The following is a 24,037-nucleotide window of genomic DNA, read 5'->3' on the forward strand; positions in this document are numbered from 1 at the left end:
GGCGGACGAACACTGACTATCAAGCTCAATAAAGGCTGGCGGGCGCCCGCATTCTTGCGGACGACCGCCTTTCGCCTGACGCTGCTGTCTGCGGCGCTTTTTGCGTTGTCGAGCTTTGTCATCCTGGCGCTGGTCTATGCGGCGTCCGTCAGCGCGGCCTTGCGCCGGGCGGATGCGTCAGTGACTGCCGAGGTCACTGAGATCCAGCAGCTCTATCAAGAGCGCGGCTATCAGGGCGCCTATCGCTATCTGGTGCAGCGGTCCGTGGGCGGCGGCGAATTCTTCTACATGTTGCTCGATCCCAACGGCCAGCAGCTGGTGGGCAATATCTACGGCCTGCCGGAAGCGCCCACTGATCCGCAAGGGCGGGTGCGCTTCACCTATGACCGTCAGCCCGTGGAAGGGGTGAACGACCGCGCCGAGGAAGGCCGCGACGCCCGCGGCCAGATCGTCGAGCTGGGCGACGGGTATCAGCTCTTTGTCGGCCTCGACGTGGAAGAAGAAAGCCGCTTCGTCGCCAACACCCTCAACTCGGTTCTGATCGCCTCGGGGCTGTCGCTGGCGCTGGGGATCGTGTCCGGCGCCGTGGTCAGCCGGCGGTTCGCCCGGCGCCTGGACGGCATCAACGCCGCCGCGCGCGCCGTGATGACCGGGCGGCTCGAAACCCGCGCGCCGCGGACCTATTCCGGTGATGAGCTCGATGAGCTGTCGCAAAACTTCAACGACATGCTCGACCGGGTGGAAAACCTGATGCACCGCATGCGCACGGCGGGCGATTCCATCGCCCACGATCTGCGCCTGCCGCTGACCCGCATGCGCGGCCGCATTGAATCCGCGCTTGTGGAGGAAGGCGATGTGGAGGCGCGCGAAGCGGCGCTGATCCAGGCCGTCAGCGATGTGGATGAACTTCTGAAGACCTTCAACGCCGTTCTGTCGCTCTCGCGGCTTCAGACCGGCGAGCGCCGCCGCGCCTTTGACCCCGTCGATCTCAGCGTGCTCATGGAAGACATGTGCGAGCTTTACGAACCTGTCTGTGAAGATGCGGGCACCGATTTCAAATGCGAATGCGAGCCCGGCCTGACCGTGATGGGCGACCGCGAGCTGATCGCCCAGTCCATGGCGAACCTGATCGATAACGCCATCAAATATACGCCTGATGGCGGCGCCATTGCGCTGCGCGGCCGAAAGACCGGCGAGGGGCGGGTCGAAATCTCCGTCACTGACACAGGGCCCGGCATCCCGGCGGAAGACCGCGAGCGGGTGCTGGAGCGCTTTGTGCGTCTGGATCGCTCCCGCAATCAACCCGGCGTCGGGCTGGGCCTGTCGCTGGTGAACGCCATCGCGGAAGTGCATGGCGGCGTGCTGAGTCTCGATGACGGCCCCGGCGCCGTGGACGGGTCCGGCCCCGGCCTCAGGATCGCCCTGACCTTTCCGAAGCGGAAGGCCTAACCTCGAGCGCTTGCCCTAAACTGCGGCGCGCCTCATTTTCACTAAATGACCGCGCCCCTTATCGACCGCCTCGCCAAGACCCTGCCCAACATCGCGCCGGACCGGTCCCGGCGCGCCCGAGAGCGCATCGGCGCGTCAGCGTTTGACGCTTGGGGCGAGGAGGGGGCGGATTTCCTCGACAGCGTGTTCGCCGCTGCGCCCTATCTGGCGCGCACGGCGGCGCGGCGGCCTGACACGCTGCGCCAGCTCGCCACGACCCCTCCTGAAACCCTGATCGAGCGCTTGTGCGAGACCGCGCGCGATGCCGCAGCGCTTGAAGACGAAGCCGAGGTGAGGGCGGTGTTGCGCCGGGCCAAGCTTGATCTGCATCTGGTCACGGCGCTGGCGGATCTGTCGGGCGCGTTCAGCCTGAAGCAGGTGATGGGCGCGCTGACGGACTTCGCCGACGCCGCCGTGCAGGCGAGCCTCGCCTCAGCCGCGCGCAGTTATGGCGTCGCGGTCAGCGATCCGCTCAATCCCTTGCCGGGCTATTTCGTGCTGACCCTGGGCAAGCATGGCACGCGCAGCCTGAACTTCTCCTCCGACATTGATCTTGTGATCGCCTATGAGCCCGAGATCATCACCGCGCCCGAGGGTAAGGACCCGCTGAAACTGTTCTCGCGCATCGCCCAGAAGCTCAGCGCGATCATGCAGGACGTCACCGCGGACGGGTATGTCTTCCGCGTCGATCTGCGGCTGCGCCCCGATCCGGGCTCAACGCCGGTGGCGGTCAGTGCGGACATGGCGCGCTATTATTTTGAAGCGCTGGGTCAGAACTGGGAGCGGGCGGCCTACGCCAAGGCACGGGTCTGCGCCGGCGACCGGGCCGCGGGCGAGGGGTTCTTGAAAGACCTCACCCCCTTCATCTGGCGACGGACCATGGATTTCGCCGCGGTCGAGGATATTCGCTCCATCGCCAAGCAGATCCAGGCCGTGGGAAAGCGCGCCGAAGTGCGCGCGGCGGGGCATGACGTGAAGCTGGGACGTGGCGGCATTCGCGAGATCGAGTTCTACGCTCAGTGCCTGCAGCTGGTCTTTGGCGGCCGCATGCCCGCCGTGCGCGCGCCCGCCACGGTGGACGCTTTATCGGCGCTCGCCGCCCATGATCTGATGGACGCTGACGAGGCGGACGCCCTGATCGTCTATTATGGGGCGCTGCGCGATGTGGAGCACCGCATCCAGATGCTCGAAGACGAACAGACCCAGACTCTGCCGATACAGGCCGAGACTCGGCGCGCTGTAGCGGCGCTGTCGGGCACGGATGATCTGTCAGAGTTTGACGCGCGCATGACCGCGCTGATCGGCGCCGTGCATACGGCCTTCTCCGCTCAGTTTGATGATGGCGACAGCCTTGCGACGGAGGCGGGCAGTCTGGTCCTGACCGGAGTCGAGCCGACGCCGGACACGGTCGAGACTTTGGACCGGCTTGGTTTTTCTCAGCCCGACCGGGTGTGGGAGCGGCTGGCCGGCTGGGCGGCGGGGCGGGCGCGCGCGGCGCGCACCGAACGCGCCCGGCGCTTGTTCTCGCGTTTTGCGCCGCGCTTGATCGAGGCGCTGGCGGCCACCGGCGATCCCGACGCCGCCTTCACCCGGTTCTCGACATTCTTTGAAGGGCTACCCAGCGGGGTGCAGCCGCTGTCATTGCTGGTCAACCAGCCCGAGCTTGCACGGGAGCTGATCGCCATGCTGGGGCTGGCGCCACGCCTTGCAGAGGTCCTGGCGCGGCGACCTGCGCTTATGGACAGCCTGCTCGACCCGGCTTTCGCCCGGCCTTTGAGCGAGGACCCGCCCGCCTACCGCATTGAGCGGTTTTCAGGGCTGGAGGGGCTCGATTACGAGCAGGCGCTGAACGCGGCCCGACGGCTGGCGCGTGAAGAGAAGCTGCGGATCGGCGGTCAGCTCCTTCTGGGGCGCGCGCGGGCGCAGGACGCCGGTCAGGCTTATGCCGATCTGGCGGATGCGTCTTTGGGGGCGATGGCGCAGGCGGCGCTATCGCAAATGAGCCAGCGTCACGGCCCGCCGCCCGGCGACTGGGCGGTGCTGGGGCTGGGCAAGCTGGGCGGGCGAGAGCTGTCGGCGACGTCTGATCTTGATATCATGCTGGTGTTCGAGCCAACCGCTGAAGCCTCGGACGGGCCGCGTCCGCTGGGCGCGCAAACCTGGTTCATCCGTTTCACCCAGCGGCTTGTCTCCGCACTCTCTGCGCCTACCGAGGAGGGTGAGCTGTATGACGTGGATCTGGCCTTGCGGCCTTCGGGCTCGGCTGGGCCCGCGGCGGTCAGCCTGTCCCGCTTTGAAGAGTATTATCAGACGTCTGAAGCCTGGACCTGGGAGCGCATGGCGCTGACCCGTAGCCGAATGGTCGTCGAGGGCGGTCTGGCGGCGCGGCTGGATCGCGCCGTCACGAACGTCATCAAGGCGGCGGGCCCGCCAGACAGGCTGAAAAGCGACGCCGCCGACATGCGCGCCCGACTGGAGCGTGATCGGCCCGCTCGCTCCCCCTGGGACACCAAGCTGCGCGCAGGCGGGCTGATCGATATCGAGTTCATCGCCCAGATCGGCCAGCTGGTGCTGGGCGAGCGGCTGGGCGCTGACACCCAGGGCGCGCTGGATCGGCTGGTGGAGGCCGGCTGGTTGCGCGATGAAGACGGTGAAACGCTCAAAACCGCCCACGAGCTCTACGCTGACCTGACCCAGATCCTGCGCGCCGCTCACGGCGCTGACTTTGACCCGGACAAGGCGAGCGAGCCTTTTGCTCAACGCTTGTGTCAGGCGGCGCATTGCGATGATCTGGACTGCACGGCGGATGCGCTGAACATCGCCGCAGCGCGCGTGCGCACTCTTTTCGAGCGTTATATCGGCGAGGTGACATTCGCCGCGACGGAATAAAGCCATGCCATGCGTACCACAGGTATCAGCGAGGGAGAGAACAAGCCCCGCATCGACACAGGAGATTGGTACGATGAAGAGATTGATGAGCGCCGCAGCCGCAGTGCTGGTTCTGGGATCTGGCGCGGCCCTGGCTCAACCCATGGGGTATGACGGTCCGGGCGCGCGGGGCGCCGAGCATCATGAGCGCGGACGCCATGGGCGGGGTTCCGGGGGGCATGGCATGCGCGGCATGATGATGCTGCAAGCGGCGGACCTGAACGGCGACAACACTGTCACTCGCGCAGAAATTGAACAATTGCAGACTGAAGAGTTTGCATTCCGGGACCGCAATTCGGACGGCTTCCTGGATCAGGCGGACGCCTCTCCCATGCGCCAGCGGATGATGGCGTTGCGTGAAGACCGCCCCCGCCGACGGGAAGGGCGTGGTGGTGACCACGAAGGTATGATGCATGGCGCGGACCTGGATGACGATGGCCGCATCTCGCGCGAGGAATTCATGACGCGCCCTCAGGCGATGTTTGATCGACTGGACGCAAACTCGGATGGCGCCATTACGCCTGATGAACTGGACGCGCATATGCAAGACCGGGCGGAACGGCGAGAAGAACGTCGTGCACCCTGGTGGCGCGACTAGTCGTCCAGTCGAGAAAGCCGCGCGCGTGTCCCGCCCTGTCCTGAAAGTGATTGAAGGTCCCCCCCGCCGGACGGGCGGAGGCGAGGAGGCGCGCGCGGCTGATGCGGCTTTGGCCCAGGGCGTCGCACAAGGCGACGCCGCCGCAATTCGGGCGTTGACCCAACGTTGCCTGCCCAGGGTGCATGCCGTGGCGGCGCGCTTGCTGGGCGATCGGGCTGAGGCGGAGGACGTCGCGCAGGAGACCTTCTTGAAGGTCTGGCGCAAGATCGCGCTCTATGATCCCGAGCGCGCCCGGCTTGAAACCTGGGTGACCCGGATCGCCATGAATGCGAGCTATGACCGGTTGCGAAAAAAGCGTGAGAGCCAGATCAGCGACGATGCGCCAGAACAGGTTGATGACGCTGTCAGCGCTGATGCCCGACTGACGGGTGAGGACGCCTTGAGCCGGGTTCGGGCTGCCGTCGGGGCCTTGCCGGAGCGTCAGAAACTGGCTCTGGAATTGTGCCATTTTCAGGAACGGACCAATATCGAGGCCGCCCTGATCATGGACGTCAGCGTCGAGGCGATGGAATCCCTGCTGGCGCGCGCCCGCAGAGCTTTGAAAAAGACATTGGCGCGAGATCGCGACGAGCTGATCAAGGACGCTGCGGGCTTACACGGATCGGGAAGAGAGCTATGAGCACAGACACAAGTATGACCCCGGACCAGTTTGCAGAGCTTGCTGACGCCTATGGCGGAACGCTGGAGCGCTGGCCCAGCGAGGTGCAAGCTGCGGCCCGCATGTTCTGCGACGCTGAGCCCGACTTCGCGCAGGCGTGCCTGGAAGAGGCGTCCGCGCTCGATCAGCTTCTTGATCTGGACGTCGCCGCGCCGCCTGCGTCCGCGCTGTTTGAGACGATCACGGCCTCCGGCCTGCGCCGCGCCTATGCGCCGCCGCGCTGGGCCGGGATTGCAGCCGCCATCGCGCTGATGTTCGGAGCGGGCGCGGGATGGACCGGCGCCCAGATGAACGCCCAGCCCGAAGACGATGTCATGTACGCCAACGCGTTCTCTGTCCTGTCAGAGACGCAAACCCTGTTTGAGGACGCCTCATGAGCCGGATCAATATCTGGATCGCCCTGCTGCTGGTCTCCGTTCTTGTGAACGGGGTGTTGATCGGGGCGGGCGCGCATCGCTGGCTAAGCGATGACGGCGCGGCGCGCACCTCCATCCGCGCTGACGCTTCGGATGTGGCCCGCATGCGAGGCTTTGAACCGCGCAGGTTTTTCCGTGCGCTACCGGACGAGTATCGCAGGTCCATGTTTGAACAGATGGAAGGCTCACGCGAAGAGGTGTTCGCCCTGATGCGTGATTTGGGGGAGAAGCGTCGCGCCGTGCGTATGGTTCTGACTTCCGATCCGTTTGACCCGGACGCCGCCGCCCAGGCCTTGCGCGAGGCGCGCGAGGCGCGGGCGCGGCTTGAACAGCGCACGGAAGCCTTGATCCTGGACGCCGCCGACAGCTTGCCGGCGGATGTGCGCCGGGCGGCCTTCGAACGCGCTCTGACCCGGCATGGCGACCGCGATCATGATCGGCGACATGGCCGTCATGATGCAGAGCGAGGCGACAGGGATGATGATCGGCGCGGCCCGAACGGACCGCCGCCTGGCGATAGACCCGAGTTCCACTAGACCAGCTCTTGCCTGACGACGCTCAGGCCTCGGCGGTTACGGTCGCGTCTGCATCGGCCGCGTCATCGCCCGGCGTGTTGTGGTCATGATCGGCGGCATGCGCTGGCAGGGTGAAGGAGACTGTGGTGCCTTCGCCAAGTTTGGAATCGATCCGCAAGGCGCCGCCATGCAATTCAATCAGGGATTTGGACAGGGCCAGTCCCAGGCCCGAGCCCTGGTGTTTTTTGGAGTGCTGGCTCTCGATCTGCTCGAACGGGCGACCCACGCGTTGCAGATCGTCTTCTCCAATGCCGATGCCCGTATCTGACACTTGCATCACCACCCCGTCCGCCGCGTGGAAGCCGCGAATCTGCACCTTGCCGCCTTCCGGGGTGAACTTCACCGCATTGGACATCAGGTTGAGAATGACCTGTTTGAGCGCGCGCGGGTCGGCGGAAATTTCCGGCAGTTCGTCGCCCTCGACGGTCAGTTGAATGGACTTCTCTTCAGCGCGGGCGCGCATGATCCGCACACACTGTTCGATGACTTCTGACGGCAGGAGCGGTTCGGGTTGAAGCTGCATCTTGCCGGCTTCGATCTTGGACATGTCCAGAATGTCGTTGATCAGGGAGAGCAGATGCTGACCAGAGCTGAGGATGTCGCCCACATAATCTTGGTAGCGTTCGTGGCCCAGAGGCCCGAACATTTCGCCGGCCATGATCTCTGAGAAGCCGTTGATGGCGTTGAGCGGCGTGCGCAATTCGTGGCTCATATTCGCCAGGAATTCGGACTTTGAGCGGTTGGCTTCCTCGGCGCGGATTTTCTCTTGCTCGTAATTGGCGGCCAGCTCCTGCACGCGCTCCTGGGAGCGACGCAGGTTTTCGACCGTACGGCGCATCTCCCGATCATTTTCCTTCAGCGCGCTTTGTTGTGCTTTCAGCGCCGTGATGTCGGCGCCGACGCTGACGAGGCCTCCATCGGCGGTGCGCCGTTCGGCATAGTGGATCCAGCGGCGGTCGTGCAGCTCAAGGTCATAGTCATTCTGGCCGTCATCTGAGGCGTGCGCCATCTTGATGGCGGGCGCCGCGGCGGCCTCAACCTGCTCATAACTGGCTCCGATACGCAGATCGCCTTCGGAAAACCCGAAAAAGTCGCGAAATTTGCGGTTCCAGAGCACCAGGCGTCCGCGCGCGTCCCAAAGCACGAAGCTCTCGCTCATGGATTCCAGCGCAGCGCGCAGACGTGATTCCGCTGCTGCGACCCGCGCCTGGGCGCCTTTGCGCTCGGTGATGTCGATGGCGACGCCGATGATGCGCCGGGTCTGAGGCAATAAGCGTCCGCGTAATTGCAACCAGACCGGCAGGCCGGCGGCGCGGACTTCCAGGTCCACATCCTGCGCATTGGCGGCGCCGCGGAGCGCGGCGCGCACTTTCGGGCGGTCTTCCTTGCCCAACAGCAGAAGAAGTTCGGGACCTGACATGGATTCGCCCCGCGCGCGGCCGATCAGCTGGGCGAAGGAATCGGTCAGAACGACCTCGTCTGTATCCAGATCCCAATCCCACACGCCGCAGCGCGCCCCCTCGATAGCGAGATGGAGACGGCCTTCGGAATCGGTGAGTTTCGCCTGCGTATCCCCAAGCCGTCCCATCTGATTGCGCAGAACAATCGACAAGGCGATCGCGGTGCCCAGGGGCGCCAGGAACAGCAGCAGATGGAACAACAAGGTGCTATTCCAGGCGCTTCGATTGATGCCGTCCGGACCCAGGCTCAACGCATGCAGAGGCGCGCCGGTGATGGCCGCCGCTCCCAGAATGCGGGCCTCGTCGCCCAGCTGGGCGCCGCGCATGGCGCCGCCATTTCGCGCCATGGCCGAGACGGACACGGGATCCAGGCCCAGCCGTTCGGCGGCGAAAGGCGCGCCGGAAAAGGGAGTCGCCGGGTTCAGCGCCAGCAGTCGCCCTTCGGCGTCCGTCAGCATGGCCACGTCATCGCGGTTCCAGCGCGGCAGCAAGGCCTGTGGCGTAAGGCTGGCGACCAAAGCGCCCACTGACCCGTCAGACAAGGGCGCGGGAGCCGTCAGGACAAGCGGCGGGGTTTGCCCCGGTCTCGCAGCAAGTCCGCTTGACGCCAGCAAGGCCGCGTTGGCGGCGTCGCGCAACATGTCAGGGTCCGCAGCGCCTGCTGCGATCAGGCGGCCGTCCGGGGTCAAGAGCGCCGCAGCGTCCACCCACGGCGCCTCGATCAGATTGTCGAGCCCGGCCTGGGCGCCGGCGTCAAGACTGGCCGGGCTCATCACCTCAAGCTGGGAGGCGGCCATGGCGAGCGCCCCGCGCACTTCAGACAGTCGACCTGAGACACGCTCGGCGATGAAAGCGGCCGTGCGCGCCTGAGACGCCTCAGCCTCGGCGCGCGCCGCTGTCCACTCTTGATGCAACTTCACCAGGATGACGCAGCCAAACACCAGGGAGAAGGCGATGACGGCCAGAGTTGTGGGCCATAACGTGCCTTTCGCTTCAGCGTCGGCCGAAGCGGTGGAGCGGTCGCGATTTGCGCCGCGCGCGGAGTGTTGGCCGACACGAATCATCCTTAGCAAACTAAGGTGTTCCGCGGGCGTTCGTCCAGCGCCGTAAATGGCAGGTTAAGAGGGGCGCCTGAGCGCTTAGGCCATCAGCTGGTCAATGGCGCCCTGATCGTTTTCATCACCGGTTTCGGAGACGTCAACCCCTTCACCGGCATCAGGATTTGCTGAGGCGACAGACCGGCGCTCGGGGCCGGTATAGTCTTCGTGCTTGCGGCGGCGGTCCGGTCCCAGATAGTTCGCGGTCTTCACGAAGGGCCGGGGATTGTTGACCACCGCCACGATCTTTTCCCACATCTGCCGCGCAGTGACCGGCTTGGCGCAGATCTCGGTGACGCCGGCGTCTCGGGCCGCCATGATGCGAGAGCGTTCGGTATGCGCGGTCAGCAAGATGATCGGCACGAAGGGGTTTTTCATATCCGCGCCGCGACGGACCATCTGGATGAACTCCAGCCCATCCAGAAGCGGCATCTGATAGTCCACGATGATCAGGTCGATGGGCTCATGACGCGCAATCTCGAACGCCTCCACGGCGTCGCGTGATTCATGGGTGCGGGAAATGCCGAAACCAAGCAGCATCGAGCGGACAATGCTGATCATGTGAGCATTGTCGTCGATGATCAGGGTGTTCACATTGCCCATGCGGGGCGTCATGGCCGCAGCTCCGTTGGTTCAGCGCGTCTGTCTGAATCCTCTTCAACCTAGGGCGTATGCTGTTGCCGTGTGGTTAATCCACTGACAAATCACCCGGCTGACCTGTATCCGGTCTGGCGTTTACGGCGCGGATCAACTCCGCCGCCGTTTTGGCGAGCGCTATGGTCTGGCTGGAGGCGTCCGGATCGTCCTGAGCCGAGCGCACCAGGCGCTCTGCAAGCGCAAACAGGCTGGGGGCGTGAACGATCAGACGCGCCTGGTGCTCGATACGGCCCGGATCGCGATCATATTCAGCGCCCGGCACCCGCCAGCCGCCCCAGTTCTGGGCGTCTGTCACCACCACGGGATAGCTGCCTGGCTGGGGATGGTGCGCGCATTCCTCGACCGATTGCCATTTGTTGCGCGCCCGCATCAGCCGCCAATTGCCGACCTGGGAATCCTCAACCGCTTCAGCGCTCAACTCATCGGTTGTGAAATCACGTCCAAGTCCGCAATCATAAAGAACTTTCACGGGTTCTTCGACGTCGCGCACCCAATGGGGTTTGACCTTCTCGATCACCGCCCATGTGCCCACCGGTTTGACGTAAACCCGCTGGTGTTTGTGAAACTCAGCTTTCGCCATGTCATGCTCCCTATGGGGTCAAGATGGCATGCCGGTCTCAAAGCCGGGTTAAACACTTTGGTTAATCGCTCTACGCCGTCTGCGCCTGCGACAATTGGAGTAAACCACGCCAGTGGCGGGGCGGCGGGTGAAGTGAAACACTGCGCCCATGACCCGGCTTGAGACGGACCCTTCTCACTGCAGTACAGAGTCGCCTGACGAGGTCGTGCGCCGTTTGGGCGGCGACGCCTCAGACGGATTGGACGAGGCGGAAGCGCGCAAACGTCTGGCTGAAGGCGGCGGCAATGTCATTGACGTGCAGGAAGGGTTTTCGCCGCTGAAGGCGCTGGCGCATCAACTCATCGACCCTTTGGTGATCTTGCTAGCGGTTGCGTCTGGTTTGGCGGCGCTTCTGGGCGAAGTGCTGGACGCGGTGATGATCAGCATCGTGGTGGCGCTGAATGTGGGCTTGAGCTTTTTTCAGGAATGGCGCGCAGAACGCGCCCTCGCTGCGATTGCGGGGCTGATGACGCCCCATAGCACTGTGATCCGGTCGGGGCGCCGCCAGCGCATAAACGCGCTGGATCTGGTTCCCGGTGATCTGGTCGAGATCCGGCGCGGCGACCGCACGCCCGCCGATCTGAAATTGATCACAGCGGAAACGCTGTTGATGGACGAGTCGCCCCTGACCGGCGAATCCCGTGGCGTGCGCAAGGCGCCGGGCGCAGACGCTGAAGGCGCGCCGGTTCATGATCGCGCCTCGATGGCGTTTGCCGGGGCTCTCGTGCTGGATGGACATGCGACGGGGCTGGTCGTCGCAACGGGAGTGCGCACCGAGTTTGGGCGTATCGCGGCGCTGGCGGGCTCGGTCCAGCGTCTGGCTACTCCCTTGCAGCGCAGGCTGGGGCGGTTGAGCGCCATGCTGGGCGGGCTGGCGATCCTGGCGGCGCTCGGCATCATGCTGATCGGGGTCGCGACCGGGCGTCCGCTGCTGGAGATGGTGTTCACCGGCGTCTCGCTGGCGGTGGCGGCGGTGCCCGAAGGCTTGCCGGCAGTGGTGGCGTTGACGCTGGCTTTGGGCGTGCGCGCCATGGCGCGGCGCAATGCACTGGTCCGGCGGTTGCGGGCGGCGGAGACGTTGGGATCGGCCACGGTCATCTGCACGGACAAGACCGGCACGCTGACCACCGGCGAGATGACGGTGGTGGAGACGCTCACCGCTCAAGGCCGGTGGGAGGTGGGGGCCGGAGAGCCTGATGCGCTGGCGCATGCGGCGCTTTATTCCGCCGGTGTCTGCAACAACGCCGAGCTGTGTCCGGACGGAGCCGTGCAGGGCGAGCCGACCGAGCGGGCCTTGATGCTCGCTGCGCTGGAGCACACCACGCTCGATGGGGATGCTCCGCCGGACCGTCTGGCGGAACAGCCGTTCAGCGCGGAACGCAAACGCATGTTGGTGCAGGTGCGCGATGGCGACGCCGCGATGATCCATGTGAAGGGCGCGCCAGATTTCGTGTTGCCGCTGTGCGCGCATTTGGCGACGCAAACCGGCGTCGCCAAAATGGATGAGGCGGCGCGACGCGACTGGACCGAACGGGCGGAGGCCATGGGGCGCCGCGGCCTGCGGGTGCTCGCCATTGCGCGCAAACCCCATGACGAGGCTGACCTGGTCGAGCATGATCTGACCTTTCAGGGGCTGGTGGGATTGATGGATCCGCCGCGGCCGCGCGCGCGCGCCGCCCTGGACGCCGCCCGCAGCGCCGGGCTTCAGGTGATCATGATCACAGGCGATGCGGCGGGGACGGCGGAAGCCATCGCCCAGGCGGTGGGGTTCGCCCCCGGCCGGGTGCTCAGCGGCGCCGAGATTGACGCGCTTGATGATGCAGGCCTCGATCAGGCGCTGAAAACCGCGAACGTGCTCAGCCGCACCACGCCCGAACACAAGCTTCGGGTGGTGCGACATCTTCAGGGCGCCGGTGAGGTCGTGGCCATGACCGGCGATGGCGTCAACGACGCCCCCGCGCTCAAGCAGGCGGATATCGGCGTAGCCATGGGAATCCGCGGCTCGGACGCGGCGAAGGCGGCGGCGGATCTGGTGCTGCTTGATGATGACTTCAGCACCATCATCGACGCGGTGCGTGAAGGCCGGCGGCAGGAGGCGGCGATCCGCAATTTCACCTGTTTCCTGCTGGCCACCAATCTGGGCGAAGTGCTGGCGGTGGGGCTGAACATCGCGTCCGCTGCGCCGCTGATCCTGACGCCCTTGCAACTCTTGTGGGTCAATCTTCTGACAGATGGCCCCATCGCCCTGGTCCTGGGCGCCGAACGGGCGGCGCCCGATCTGATGGCGCGCCCGCCGCGCCGCCCTGAGGCGCCGGTTGTGGACAAGACCGCGCTTGGCGTGATCGCCATGTTCGGCGCCGCGTCAGCCGCGGCGACGCTGGCGGCGTTTCAGGCCTCTCTGGCGTTGGGCGAGGAGGCCGCGAATGCGGCGGCTTTCAGCGCTGTGGTGATCTTGAGCGCCAGCATCGTCTTCAGCTTTCGCTCCCAAACCCTGCCGTTGGCGCGGCTGGGGTGGCGCGGCAATGTCTGGCTGCCGGTCGCAGCGCTGGCGGCGGTTCTGACCCAGCTGGCCCTGGTGTTCGCGCCGCCCTTGCAGGCCTTGATGGGGCTGGCGCCGCCCAGCGCTCTGTCCTGGCAGATTATCGCTGGCGCGGCGCTTGTTCTGCTTCTCGTTCCCGAGACGATCAAATATCTCCTGCAGGCGCGTCGGCGCTGATGATTGCGCTTTTCGCGGCGGCGGCCTAAATCCGTGGTCCATGACCCAGAACACGCTGACCCTTCGAAAGCCCGACGACTGGCATGTGCATTTGCGCGACGGCGCGATGCTCGACCTGGTCGCCGATTTCACCGCCCGCCAATTCGCCCGCGCGATCGTGATGCCGAACCTGACCCCGCCCGTGACGACGGTGGATCAGGCGCGCGCCTATCGCGACCGGATCAATGCGGCGGTTCCGCTCGAGCGCGGTTTCACGCCGTTGATGACGGCGTATCTGACCGACACGATTGAAGCGGACGAGATCGAGCGCGGCTTCAAGGCGGGCGTCTTCACAGCGGCCAAGCTCTACCCGCAGAACGCCACCACCAATTCCGCTCATGGCGTCAGCGACATCGCCAATATCCGCCCGGTGCTCGAGCGGATGGAAAAGCTGGGCATGCCGCTTCTGGTCCATGGCGAGGTGGTGAGCCCCGATATCGACATTTTCGATCGAGAGGCGGTCTTCCTCGACACGGTTCTGGGGCCGCTGATCAAAGCCATGCCCGGCCTGCGCGTGGTGCTCGAGCACATCACCACCGAGCAGTCCGTCGACTTCGTGAAGGCGGGCGGAGACAACATCGCCGCGACCATCACCGCGCACCATCTGCGTATTGACCGCAATGACATGCTGGTGGGCGGCATGCGTCCCCACGCGTATTGCCTGCCGGTGGCCAAACGCCGCCTGCACAAGCTCGCCCTGCGCAAGGCGGCGGTGTCCGGGGATCCGAAATTCTTCCTGGGCACCGATACCGCGCCCCATGAGCGCCACGCCAAGGAAAGCGCCTGCGGTTGCGCGGGGATTTTCAGCGCGCCGGTGGCGATTGAAAGCTATGCGCAGACGTTTGAAGAAGAGGGCGCTCTGGACAAGCTGGAAGGCTTCGCCAGCGAGTTTGGCCCGGCCTTCTACCGTCTGCCGCTCAATGAGGGGACGATCACGCTGGAGCGCCAGCCCACCGAAATCCCCGCGACGATTGACGCGGGCGACATCAAGGTCGTCCCGTTCCACGCCGGGGAAGTGATGAACTGGCGGCTGGTCGAGGACTGACCTTACAGCTCCAAGCCGATCTGAATGCAAAAACGCCGCCCTGCGAAATGCAAGGCGGCGTTTTCAATGGCGCGGGGGCGTCGCCTAGGCGGCGGGCGCGTCAACGCTGCTCATGTCGATCACGAAGCGATAGCGCACATCAGCCTTCTCCATGCGGTCAAAGGCGGTGTTGATCTCGTCCATCTTGATCATTTCGCACTCGGGCAGGATGTTCATGCGGCCGCAGAAATCGAGCATTTCCTGGGTTTCCGCGATGCCGCCGATCAGGGATGCGGCGATGCGGCGGCGGCCCATCAGCATGGGCGGCGTGGCGAACTCCTCCATCGGGCCGACCTGGCCGACGAGCGTCAGCGTGCCGTCCACGTCCAGAAGCGGGATGTAGGGGTTCACATCATGTTTGACTGGAACGGTGTCGATAATCAGGTCCAGAGAGCCGCGGGCGGCTTTCATGGCGGCCTTGTCGGTGGAGATCAGCACGGTGTCTGCGCCCAGCTCCAGCGCGTCCTTTTCCTTGCTGGGCGAGCGGCTGAGCACGGTCACGTGCGCGCCCATGGCGACGGCCAGCTTGATGGCCATATGGCCGAGCCCGCCCATGCCCACGACGCCGACCCGGCTGCCCGGACCCACATTCCAGGTGCGCAGCGGCGAATAGGTGGTGATGCCGGCGCACAGCAGCGGCGCCGCCCGTGACAGGTCGAGCCCGTCCGGCATGGCCAGCACGAACTCTTCACGCACTACGATATGCTTGGAATAGCCGCCCTGGGTGGGCTCGCCGGTGATCCGGTCCTTTGAATCATAGGTGGCGGTCATGCCATTGCGGCAGAACTGTTCTTCGCCATGACCGCACTGGTCGCACTCCTGGCAGCTGTCGACCATGCAGCCCACGGCCACATCGTCGCCGACTGCGTAGTGCTCGACATCCGGGCCGACGGCGATGACCTTGCCGACGATTTCATGGCCGGGGACGACGGGGTAATCCACCTTGCCCCAATCGCCGCGCGCCGTGTGAAGGTCGGAGTGACACACGCCGCAATAAGTGATCTCGATGGCGACATCATTGCCGCGCAGCTCACGGCGTTCGAAATCATAAGGCGCGAGCGGCTTGTCGGCGGAATAGGCGGCGTATCCGGTGGTTTTCACGGATGTCTCCTCAGACTGGCTTCACTGGGTCTGCCACAGATGTAGGGCCAAGCACTTATATCGCAAGCGATATAAAGTAACGCTTGGCCCTGCGTCTGCAGTCGTCGAGCGGGACGCTCCGCCTCAGAAGGGCAGGGGACGCTCTGCGTGTTGCACCGTGATCCAGTGGTCGGTGGTGAATTCCTCGATGGCCCAATCGCCGTTGAAGCGGCCGAGCCCGGAGTTCTTCTCGCCGCCGAAGGGAGCGTTGGCGTCATCATTGACCGAATGGTCGTTGATATGGGTCATGCCCGTATCCATGCGGCGGGCGAACGCTGCGGCGCGTTCGGTGTCGCCAGAGTGCACGGCGCCGGAGAGCCCGTATTCGGTGGCGTTGGCCAGTTCGAGCGCATGCGCTTCATCGCGCGCTTTCAGGATGCCGGCGATGGGGCCGAAGATCTCGTTATACGCCAGCTCCATCTCCATGGTGACGTCCGCAAAGACATGCGGCGGCACGAGCTGGCCCTTGATGTCGCCTTCAACCAGCGGCCGGGCGCCGTCCTTTTTCGCCTGGGCGATCTTGTCTTTCAGGCCGTCCAGCTGGCTTTCATTGATGATCGGGCCGACCGCGGTGTCAGGGTCTGACGGATCGCCGTATTTCAGGCTCCGAACCCGCTCAGCGAACTTCTCGACGAAGGTGTCATACAGGCTCTCGTCGACGATGATGCGGTTCACCGCGATGCAGATCTGGCCCTGGTGCAGGAATTTGCCCGCCACCGCCGAGTTCACGGCGCGGTCGAGATCGGCGTCATCGAGCACGACAAAGGCGTTGTTGCCGCCAAGCTCCAGCGCCAGGCGTTTCAGATCGTCGCTGGCGGCGACCTTGCTCGCGATGCCCTTGCCCACCGGGGTTGAGCCCGTGAAGGAAATCAGCTTCGGGATGGAATGCTCGACAAACGCGTCGCCGATGTCAGAGCCCTTGCCGATCACCACATTCAAAAGGCCTTTCGGAAGCCCGGCTTCTTCAAAGATTTTGGCCAGCAAGAGCCCGCCGGAGACCGGCGTGTCAGACGCAGGTTTCAGAACCACGGCGTTGCCAAGCGCCAGCGCCGGCGCGACGGAGCGTTGCGCCAGGTGCAGCGGGAAATTCCACGGCGAGATGACGCCGACCACGCCCAGGGGCTTGCGATAGACGCGGCTTTCCTTGCCGGGAATATTGGACGCCAGAATGCGGCCTTCCACGCGCAGCGGGAAACTCGCCGCTTCTTCGGTGATGTTGCGGGCGTTGGACCATTCCGCCTCGGCCTTGATGCGGGTGGAGCCGCTTTCCTTGATCAGCCAGTCGACGATTTCCTCGTGCCGGTCTTCAAAGATCGACACGGCCTTGCGCAAAACGGCGGTTCGTTCGGCAGGCGCTTTCCCGGCCCAATCCTGCTGCGCCTCTCGCGCAGCGTCATAAGCGGCGTTCAGATCGTCTTCGCTGGCGGCCTCGATCTTTGTCAGCACATCGCCCGTGTACGGGTCCGTGCTCTCCATGGTTTGGCCTGCGCCGCCTGTGCGCCATTCGCCAGCGATGAATTGACGGTTCAGATCGGTATAAGCGTCGGTCATGGGAAATCCTTGAAACGGGGGAGGGCGCGCTTCGCAAGGCGTCGTCTGGTGCGGCTTGGGTGCTCTTGCGAGGAAGCGCTTCGTCAGCGTGCCCACAAGTAACGCCTGGATGGATTGGGAGTTTCATGCGAGCTGAGGTTTTCTGACTCGCGTGCGGCCCTGATTTGCGATTTTGCCCGTCTCGCCTTACATCCCCCGCCCATGACAGACAGCGCAGCACAACTGGATCGCCGTTTCACCGTGGCGCCCATGATGGACTGGACGGACCGGCACTGCCGCGCCTTCCATCGCATCCTCACGCGCCGGGCGGTGCTCTATACCGAGATGGCGGTGGATCAGGCGCTGATCCATGGCGATGTGCCGCGCCTGATCGGCTTTGACGCCTCCGAGCATCCCGTCGCCATCCAGCTGGGCGGGTCTGATCCCGAGATTCTGGCGCGCGCCTCGAAGATCGCCGAGAGCTATGGCTATGTCGAGATCAATCTCAATGTGGGCTGCCCGTCAGACCGGGTTCAATCTGGCAAGTTCGGCGCCTGTCTGATGCGTGAGCCCGAGCTGGTGCGCGACTGCCTGATCGCCATGCGCGAGGCCGTGTCGGTCCCCGTCACCGTCAAGCACCGGCTGGGCGTGGATGACCAGGACCCCGAAAAGACCCTGTTCGGCTTTGTCGAGACGGTGCGCGAGAGCGGGGTTGAGACCTTTATCGTCCATGCGCGCAAGGCCTGGCTGAAAGGGCTGAGCCCCAAGGAAAACCGCGACGTGCCGCCGCTCGATTATGATCTGGTGCGCCGGATGAAGGCCGAGCACCCCGATCTCGAAGTGCTGCTCAATGGCGGTCTTGAAAGCCTTGAGCATGGCCTTGCCGAGATCCATGGCACGGACGGGATCATGTTGGGGCGCGCTGCCTATCACACGCCCTGGACGCTGGCTGAAGTGGATGCCCGCGTCTATGGCGCGGCGTCCGACCCATGCGCGACGCCGTTTGACGCGGTCGAGGCCTATCGCCCCTATGTGGAGGCTCAGCTTGAGCGCGGCGTGAAACTTCACGCCATCACCCGGCACATGCTGGGCCTGTTCGCAGGCCGTCCCGGCGCGCGCAAATGGCGTCAGGTATTGTCTGAGCGCGCTAACCGGCCCGGCGCCGGCTGGGAGGTTCTGGAAGATGCGCTGGCTGCAGTGCGCCCGGCGGCGGCGGAATAACGCCAGTCTTCAGCCGTGTTGCAGCGCGACACGAAACCGGGCCATGTTGGGCCAAGTCACTGGTCCTTCTGAAAGGCTCGCCCCATGGACGCCTCGCTGATTCCCTTCATCCTGACCTTGCTGGCCGTGGGCGCGTTCGCCGGCCTGATCGCGGGGTTGTTCGGCATTGGCGGGGGCATCGTGATGGTGCCGGCGCTGTATTATGTGCTGACCGCGCTGGGGTATGAAGCCCACGCCATGCATGCGGCGGTGGGCACCTCGCTCATGGTGATCGTCACCACCTCCTTGCGTTCGGTCGCCGCCCACGCCCAGAAAGGGGCGGTGGATTTCGCGGTGCTCAAGGGCTGGACGCCCTTCATCGTCATTGGCGCCTTGCTCGGCTCCGCCGTGGCGGATCTTGCGCCGGGGCGGGCGCTGACGGGATTGTTTGGCGCCGTGGCGCTTTTGCTGTCTGCGCAATTCTTCTTCGGGCGCCCGGACTGGAAGCTCGCGGACCAGCTCCCCGGTCATCCCTGGAAGGCGCTGCTGGGCGGCGTCATCGGCGTGTTGTCATCCCTGATGGGAATCGGCGGCGGCGTGTTCGGCGTCACCCTGATGACCATATTCGGCAAATCCATGCATACCGCCGTGGCGACCGCCGCCGGTTTCGGCGTCGCGATCGGCCTGCCCGGCGCCATCGGCTTCATGGTAGCGGGGCTGGATGAGCCGGGCCGCGCGCCGTTTTCCCTGGGCTATGTGAACATGGCCGCCTTTGTGACGCTGGCGGCGTCGGCGGTGTTCCTCGCGCCGGTAGGGGCCAATCTCGCCCATCGCCTGAACGCCAAGCGCCTCAAGCAGATTTTCGCCATCGGCCTTCTGGTCATGGCGTTGAACATGCTGCGTGAAGCGATTTTTGTCGGCTGAATCAGGACCTGATCAGCGCGCGGACTTGCGCGCCTGCCGATAGGCCGCCTCGCGGGCTTTCAGCTCGGGCTTGATGGCGAGCCGTTCGGCCTGGCTCATCAGGGTCCAGCGTCCCAGCTCATCCATGGTGCGAAAACAGCCCACGCAGATCGCCTGGTTCGGGTCGACCACGCACACGCGCTTGCAGGGGCTCCAGATTGGGTCTGTCATGGGGCGCAAACTGGCGCGTTAAGGCTTCTGCTGCAAGCGCACTAGTGTTTCTTTAAGAAAACGGTATTTTGGCGAACCTGTGACAAACGCCCGGCGCGGCGTGAGCCGTCATTAGGGGATATCATCAGATATGATTGAAGATCTGGGTCTGCAGCTGCGCAGCCTCATCGGCGTGTTCGTGTTTCTGGCGATCGCCTGGGTGTTGGGGCCGCGCAAGACGCCGCCTGTGGTGCTGATTATTGGCGGTGTGGCGGTGCAGTTCGCCATCGCCATTTTGCTGTTCAGCTTTGCGCCGACGCGCGCTTTCCTGTCCTCGCTGACGACCGTAGTGGAGGTGCTGCAAGCAGCCACCACCCAAGGCACCAGCTTTGTGTTCGGGTATCTGGGCGGCGGTGAGAACCCCTATATGATCCACGAAGGGATGGAGGGGCTGACCTTCACCTTCGCCTTCCAGGCCCTGCCCATGGTGATCGTGCTGTCCGCGATCTCGGCGGTGTTGTGGCGCTGGCGCATTCTTGAATTCGCCGTGCGCGGCTTCGCCAGCCTGTTCCGCCGCATCCTCAACCTGTCCGGCGCCGCCTCGCTGGGCGCGGCGGCCAACATTTTCCTCGGGATGACTGAAAGCCCGGTGCTGATCCGTCCGCGCCTGCCGGCGATCTCGCGGTCCGACCTGTTCCTGATCATGACGGTGGGCTTCTCCACGGTCGCAGGCTCGGTGATGGCGATCTATGTCAGCCAGTTGAACGCCGTGCTCGATGACGCCGCCGGTCACATCCTGACCGCCTCGCTGATCTCGGTGCCCGCCGCCGCCGTTCTGGCGCGCCTGATGCATCCGCAGGACGAAACCGCCGAACAGGCCGAGAAAGAACGCATCCCTGTCCAGCTCTATCACTCCACCATGGACGCCCTGACCACGGGCGTGTCTGACGGCGTGAAGCTGTTTGTGAACATCATCGCCATGCTCTTGGTGTTCACCGCCATTGTGGCGCTGATCAACTTCATGCTGGGCGGTCTGCCAGACTTCATGGGCGAGCCGATCACCGTTCAGCGCGTTCTGGGCTTCATCTTCTCTCCGCTGGTCTGGATCGCCGGACTGCCGTGGAGCGAGGCGCAAGCCGGCGGCACCGTGATGGGCTTCAAGACGGCCCTGAACGAGATCTTCGCTTATGACGCGCTGGCTGCGAACGCCGACCAGCTCAGCCCGCGCTCGCGCCTGATCATGACCTATGCGGCGTGCGGCTTTGCGAACTTCTCCTCGGTGGGCATTCTGGTGGGCGGCCTGATCGCCGTAGCCCCGAGCCGCCGCGAGGATATTCTCCAGCTCGCCCCGCGCGCGCTCATCTCGGGCACCCTCGCCACGCTGATGACCGGCGCCGTGATCGGCGCCCTGCCGATGAGCCTGTTCAGCTAGGCTTTTGAGAGGCAGACACGAAAACGGCCCCGGAAAACCGGGGCCGTTTTTGTTTGGGGCGATTCAATCTCTTTTTTCCTCTTCCCCGGCGAAGGCCGGGGCCCAGAGCCGGATGCGCGGCGCTTGATGATCTCTGGATCCCGGCCTCCGCCGGGAAAGAGAAGGGTATTTTCAACGCTCTCAGACTGTCATCGGACGGCTTGTCCGGCCGATCCATGCCGGTTGGTTTGATGACAGGTTCCGGCATGGATTCACCGGATAAACCGGTGAATGACAAGATTAGGATTGAAGGGTCAAGCGAACACGCAGGCCCCTAATCACCCCGCCTTGGAAAGAACTTGCTGCGCAGCCATCCCAGCGTGGAATTACCCGAAAGCTGCTCGCGGTAGGCGGCTTTCATGAATCGGTCGAGGCCGTCAGCGTCGCCCAACATCTCCATGCGCGTTTTGAACGGGCCGTCAGGGTCCAGCGTCTTGACGGTTCTGGCCGGAGCGCCGGCGACGACGGTGTTGGCGGGCACATCCTTGGTGACCACAGAACGCGCGCCGATGACGGCGTTGTCGCCAATGGTCACGCCCTTTCCCACAAACGCCCCGTCGCCGATCCAGACATTCTTGCCGATGACCACCGGGGCGCTGGGCGGGCGCGGGGTGATGCGGTCATAGATGTCGTGCCAGTCACTATCCGTGATGGTGACGGACTTGGCGATCAGGGCGCCGTCTCCGATGGCGATCTTCTCCGCCGCCAGAATGCGCACGCCGCCCGCGAAGAAGCAGCAATCGCCGATCACGATTTCGCCAGGCGCATCCCGGGGCGACCAGACGGTGAAGCTGACGGGCTGGTCGCTTCGGCTGACCACATGGATGGCTTGCCCTGCATGCACATTGGGGCCGAACACTTCCACATTCCACGGGCGCACGATCTTGGCGTTCTGGCCCAGACTTTCGAAATGCGGCTCCAGAAAGCGCCGGACCCACCAGTTTTCATACTGCTCCCAAAGATCGTGCATCCAGTAAGGGCGGTGGTCATGACGCATGGTTTTGGAGTATCCAGCCAAGAATGAGCGAAGACGTTATCGAAACCGCGATTCTGTCCCTGGTCGAGGCGCGAGGGCCGGATAAAAGCATCTGCCCGTCCGAGGCGGCCCGTGAAGTCTTTCCTGAAGACTTCCGCAAACGCATGCGCCATGTGCGCAATGCGGCGATCCATCTGGCCCGCCAGGGCAAGGTGGTGATCCTGCGCAAGGGCAAGCCGGTCGACCCTGAAAACTTCAAGGGCGTCTACCGCCTGGCCAAGGCGCCGGACGCGCCGGCGCCTGAAAGCGATGGCTGAGGATTTCGACCAGCTGAAAGCGCAGATCCGCGCCTGCCGGGTCTGCCAGCCCCATCTTGATCATCCCGTGCGCCCTGTGGTGCGCGGAGAGGCGAGCGCGGTCATCCGCATCATCGGACAGGCGCCAGGCACGCGGGTTCAGCTGAGCGGCATGCCCTTCACCGATCCCAGCGGGGATCGTCTGCGCGACTGGATGGGGGTGAGCGAGGCCGAGTTCTATGACGAGCGCGCCATCGCCATCACGCCCATGGGCTTCTGCTTTCCCGGTCTCGACGCCAAGGGCGGAGACAAGCCGCCGCGTCGTGAGTGTCCGCCGCTCTGGCAGGATCGGGCGAGCACGGCGTTACCCCATGTGAAGCTGACCTTGCTGGTGGGCGCCCACGCCCAGCGCTGGCATCTGGGCGAGGCGGCGGCGAAAACCCTGACTGAAACCGTAAAGCAGTGGCGACTGCACTTGCCTGATTATGTTGCGCTGCCGCATCCCAGCTGGAGAAACACGGGCTGGTTGAAACGTAACCCTTGGTTTGAGAACGAGGTTTTGCCCGAGCTAAAAGCTCGCGTCCGCAAAATGCTGAACAGTCTAAATTGACCGTACATTTACCCAAGTAAAACGGGCACTTGCACACGATTGTCACAGGGAGTATCGAGGCGTCGCACACGCTGGACCCTGGGTGTTTGCGACCGCCAACGAAGCGGCGCCGCTCCACCAGCGGATTTTTATTCGTATCGCGACAGGAAGGACTCCCCGCTCATGAGCCTGTTCGAGCACAAAGCGTTTGATAATCACGAGAAAGTTCTGTTCGCCACGGACCCGGCGACGGGGCTGAAGGCTATCCTGGCGGTGCACTCCACCGCACGCGGCCCGGCCGTGGGCGGTTGCCGCATGTGGTCTTATCCGTCCTCTGCCGAGGCGGTGACCGACGTGCTGCGTCTGTCCCAGGGCATGAGCTACAAGAACATCATGGCGGACCTGCCCATTGGCGGCGGTAAATCCGTAATCATGCGCCCTGAAGGCGATTTTGACCGCCAGGCGTTGTTTGAAGCCTTTGGTCGTGCGCTGGAAAGCCTCAATGGCCAGTACATTTCTGCTGAAGATGTGGGCGTGTCGCCGGACGACATGGTCGCTGCGCGCCGCACCACCCGCCATGTTGTGGGCCTGCCTGACGGCACGGGCGATCCGTCGCCGGTCACCGCCAAGGGCGTGTTCATGGGCATTCAGGCCGCCGCAGCTCGCGGTCTGGGCTCTGAAGACCTCAATGGCGTGAAGATCGCCGTGCAGGGCGCGACCGGCCATGTGGGCGCCTATCTGTGCCGTCATCTGGCCGAAGCCGGCGCCGAACTGCATCTGGCAGACATTCGCGCCGCCGAGCTGCATGCGCTCGCCAAGGAGCTGGGCGCGACCGTGGTTGAAGATCCCAACGCCATCTACGACGTGGATGCGGACATCTTCACCCCGTGCGCTCTGGGCGCGATCATCAACCCTGAGACCATTGACCGCCTGAAGGTCAAAGTGGTCGCGGGCGCCGCCAACAACCAGCTGGAGACCCGCGACATGGGCGCCGAGCTGCAAAAGCGCGGCATCTTCTACGCCCCTGATTACGTCATCAACGCCGGCGGCATCATCAATGTTATGGGCGAGCTGGACGCGCGCTTCGACGCCAAATGGGTTGAAGGCAAGCTGGTCACCCTGAAAGCCACGCTGGGCGAGATCATGGACACCGCGGCGCGTGAAGCGCGTCCGGCGAACATTGTCGCTGACGAACTGGCGCGCCAGCGTCTCGCGGACGCTGCCGAGCAGAAAGCGCTCGCGGCCGAATAAGCGCGCTTTCTGACTTGAAAGACACTTGAATTGTGAAACGGCGGCCTGTACTCAGGCCGCCGTTTTTGCATTGAAG

The 24,037-nt window shown here is 64.5% G+C and carries 21 protein-coding genes; 14 read left to right on the plus strand and 7 right to left on the minus strand.

Annotation, left to right across the window (positions count from 1 at the left end; genetic code table 11):
- Window positions 1–54 precede the first annotated feature (54 nt).
- The 6 genes from B3M53_RS02845 (at window position 55) to B3M53_RS02870 (ending at window position 6,684) form a co-directional block, all read left to right on the plus strand.
- The gene (locus B3M53_RS02845) at window positions 55–1,449 is read left to right on the plus strand and encodes a sensor histidine kinase (protein ID WP_273019587.1); all 1,395 of its coding nucleotides are present in this window, start codon (window positions 55–57) and stop codon (window positions 1,447–1,449) included.
- Window positions 1,450–1,494: 45 nt separating this feature from the next.
- The gene (locus B3M53_RS02850; RefSeq protein ID WP_273019589.1) at window positions 1,495–4,377 is read left to right on the plus strand and encodes a bifunctional [glutamine synthetase] adenylyltransferase/[glutamine synthetase]-adenylyl-L-tyrosine phosphorylase; all 2,883 of its coding nucleotides are present in this window, start codon (window positions 1,495–1,497) and stop codon (window positions 4,375–4,377) included.
- 85 nt (window positions 4,378–4,462) lie between these two features.
- Window positions 4,463–5,014 carry an EF-hand domain-containing protein gene (locus B3M53_RS02855; RefSeq protein ID WP_286799608.1) on the plus strand — a complete coding sequence of 184 codons (552 nt, stop codon included), beginning with the start codon at window positions 4,463–4,465 and terminating at the stop codon, window positions 5,012–5,014.
- 25 nt (window positions 5,015–5,039) lie between these two features.
- Entirely contained in the window at window positions 5,040–5,693 is a 654-nt protein-coding gene (locus tag B3M53_RS02860; RefSeq protein WP_273019593.1) for an RNA polymerase sigma factor, read from the plus strand.
- Window positions 5,690–6,109, plus strand: coding sequence for a hypothetical protein (locus B3M53_RS02865; protein ID WP_273019595.1), 420 nt, complete (start codon window positions 5,690–5,692; stop codon window positions 6,107–6,109). The genes B3M53_RS02860 and B3M53_RS02865 overlap by 4 nt, the downstream gene beginning before the upstream one ends.
- Entirely contained in the window at window positions 6,106–6,684 is a 579-nt protein-coding gene (locus B3M53_RS02870; RefSeq protein WP_273019597.1) for a periplasmic heavy metal sensor, read from the plus strand. Before B3M53_RS02865 ends, B3M53_RS02870 begins: the two co-directional genes overlap by 4 nt.
- 22 nt (window positions 6,685–6,706) lie before the next feature.
- Here the strand turns inward: B3M53_RS02870 and B3M53_RS02875 are convergent, their stop codons facing one another.
- From B3M53_RS02875 to B3M53_RS02885, 3 genes are all read right to left on the minus strand, one after another.
- Window positions 6,707–9,247, minus strand: a complete 2,541-nt coding sequence (locus B3M53_RS02875) for a PAS domain-containing sensor histidine kinase (protein ID WP_022701846.1) — start codon at window positions 9,245–9,247, stop codon at window positions 6,707–6,709.
- Window positions 9,248–9,322: 75 nt separating this feature from the next.
- Window positions 9,323–9,895, minus strand: coding sequence for a response regulator (locus B3M53_RS02880; RefSeq protein ID WP_022701847.1), 573 nt, complete (start codon window positions 9,893–9,895; stop codon window positions 9,323–9,325).
- Between the two features lie 73 nt (window positions 9,896–9,968).
- Window positions 9,969–10,517: a hypothetical protein gene (locus tag B3M53_RS02885; protein ID WP_022701848.1), complete on the minus strand. Its 549-nt coding sequence runs from the start codon at window positions 10,515–10,517 to the stop codon at window positions 9,969–9,971.
- Between the two features lie 148 nt (window positions 10,518–10,665).
- Here B3M53_RS02885 and B3M53_RS02890 point away from each other — a divergent pair, with 148 nt between their 5' ends.
- Together B3M53_RS02890 and pyrC are read left to right on the plus strand one after the other, a co-directional pair.
- On the plus strand, window positions 10,666–13,272 hold the full coding sequence (locus B3M53_RS02890; protein WP_273019600.1) for a cation-translocating P-type ATPase: 2,607 nt from the start codon (window positions 10,666–10,668) through the stop codon (window positions 13,270–13,272).
- 40 nt (window positions 13,273–13,312) lie between these two features.
- The gene (gene pyrC, locus B3M53_RS02895) at window positions 13,313–14,356 is read left to right on the plus strand and encodes a dihydroorotase (protein WP_273019602.1); all 1,044 of its coding nucleotides are present in this window, start codon (window positions 13,313–13,315) and stop codon (window positions 14,354–14,356) included.
- Between the two features lie 84 nt (window positions 14,357–14,440).
- Here pyrC and B3M53_RS02900 read toward each other — a convergent pair whose 3' ends face one another.
- Window positions 14,441–15,496: an NAD(P)-dependent alcohol dehydrogenase gene (locus B3M53_RS02900; RefSeq protein WP_273019604.1), complete on the minus strand. Its 1,056-nt coding sequence runs from the start codon at window positions 15,494–15,496 to the stop codon at window positions 14,441–14,443.
- A 123-nt stretch (window positions 15,497–15,619) separates the two neighbouring features.
- Window positions 15,620–17,086: an aldehyde dehydrogenase family protein gene (locus B3M53_RS02905; protein ID WP_286799612.1), complete on the minus strand. Its 1,467-nt coding sequence runs from the start codon at window positions 17,084–17,086 to the stop codon at window positions 15,620–15,622.
- A 201-nt stretch (window positions 17,087–17,287) separates the two neighbouring features.
- Here B3M53_RS02905 and dusA point away from each other — a divergent pair, with 201 nt between their 5' ends.
- Both dusA and B3M53_RS02915 read left to right on the plus strand, forming a co-directional pair.
- Complete coding sequence (gene dusA, locus B3M53_RS02910) at window positions 17,288–18,286, plus strand: tRNA dihydrouridine(20/20a) synthase DusA (protein WP_273019608.1); 999 nt, start codon at window positions 17,288–17,290, stop codon at window positions 18,284–18,286.
- An 84-nt stretch (window positions 18,287–18,370) separates the two neighbouring features.
- A complete protein-coding gene (locus tag B3M53_RS02915) occupies window positions 18,371–19,189 on the plus strand; it encodes a sulfite exporter TauE/SafE family protein (protein WP_273019610.1) in 819 nt (272 codons plus the stop codon).
- Between the two features lie 12 nt (window positions 19,190–19,201).
- Here the strand turns inward: B3M53_RS02915 and B3M53_RS02920 are convergent, their stop codons facing one another.
- Entirely contained in the window at window positions 19,202–19,399 is a 198-nt protein-coding gene (locus B3M53_RS02920) for a DUF1289 domain-containing protein (RefSeq protein WP_273019612.1), read from the minus strand.
- 130 nt (window positions 19,400–19,529) lie between these two features.
- On the opposite strand from B3M53_RS02920, the gene B3M53_RS02925 reads away from it, so the two are divergent.
- On the plus strand, window positions 19,530–20,810 hold the full coding sequence (locus B3M53_RS02925) for a NupC/NupG family nucleoside CNT transporter (protein WP_273019614.1): 1,281 nt from the start codon (window positions 19,530–19,532) through the stop codon (window positions 20,808–20,810).
- Window positions 20,811–21,123: 313 nt separating this feature from the next.
- Here B3M53_RS02925 and B3M53_RS02930 read toward each other — a convergent pair whose 3' ends face one another.
- Window positions 21,124–21,846, minus strand: coding sequence for an acyltransferase (locus B3M53_RS02930; RefSeq protein ID WP_273019616.1), 723 nt, complete (start codon window positions 21,844–21,846; stop codon window positions 21,124–21,126).
- A 23-nt stretch (window positions 21,847–21,869) separates the two neighbouring features.
- On the opposite strand from B3M53_RS02930, the gene B3M53_RS02935 reads away from it, so the two are divergent.
- The 3 genes from B3M53_RS02935 to B3M53_RS02945 all read left to right on the plus strand — a co-directional run bounded on the left by B3M53_RS02935 (window position 21,870) and on the right by B3M53_RS02945 (window position 23,961).
- A complete protein-coding gene (locus tag B3M53_RS02935) occupies window positions 21,870–22,142 on the plus strand; it encodes a DUF3253 domain-containing protein (protein ID WP_160091996.1) in 273 nt (90 codons plus the stop codon).
- The gene (locus tag B3M53_RS02940) at window positions 22,135–22,731 is read left to right on the plus strand and encodes a uracil-DNA glycosylase family protein (RefSeq protein WP_160091995.1); all 597 of its coding nucleotides are present in this window, start codon (window positions 22,135–22,137) and stop codon (window positions 22,729–22,731) included. Before B3M53_RS02935 ends, B3M53_RS02940 begins: the two co-directional genes overlap by 8 nt.
- A gap of 162 nt (window positions 22,732–22,893) precedes the next feature.
- Complete coding sequence (locus B3M53_RS02945) at window positions 22,894–23,961, plus strand: Leu/Phe/Val dehydrogenase (RefSeq protein WP_160091994.1); 1,068 nt, start codon at window positions 22,894–22,896, stop codon at window positions 23,959–23,961.
- The last annotated feature ends 76 nt before the right edge of the window (window positions 23,962–24,037 follow it).

The sequence above is a fragment of the Oceanicaulis sp. UBA2681 genome (assembly GCF_002354675.1).
GTDB classification, from domain to species: Bacteria; Pseudomonadota; Alphaproteobacteria; order Caulobacterales; family Maricaulaceae; genus Oceanicaulis; species Oceanicaulis alexandrii.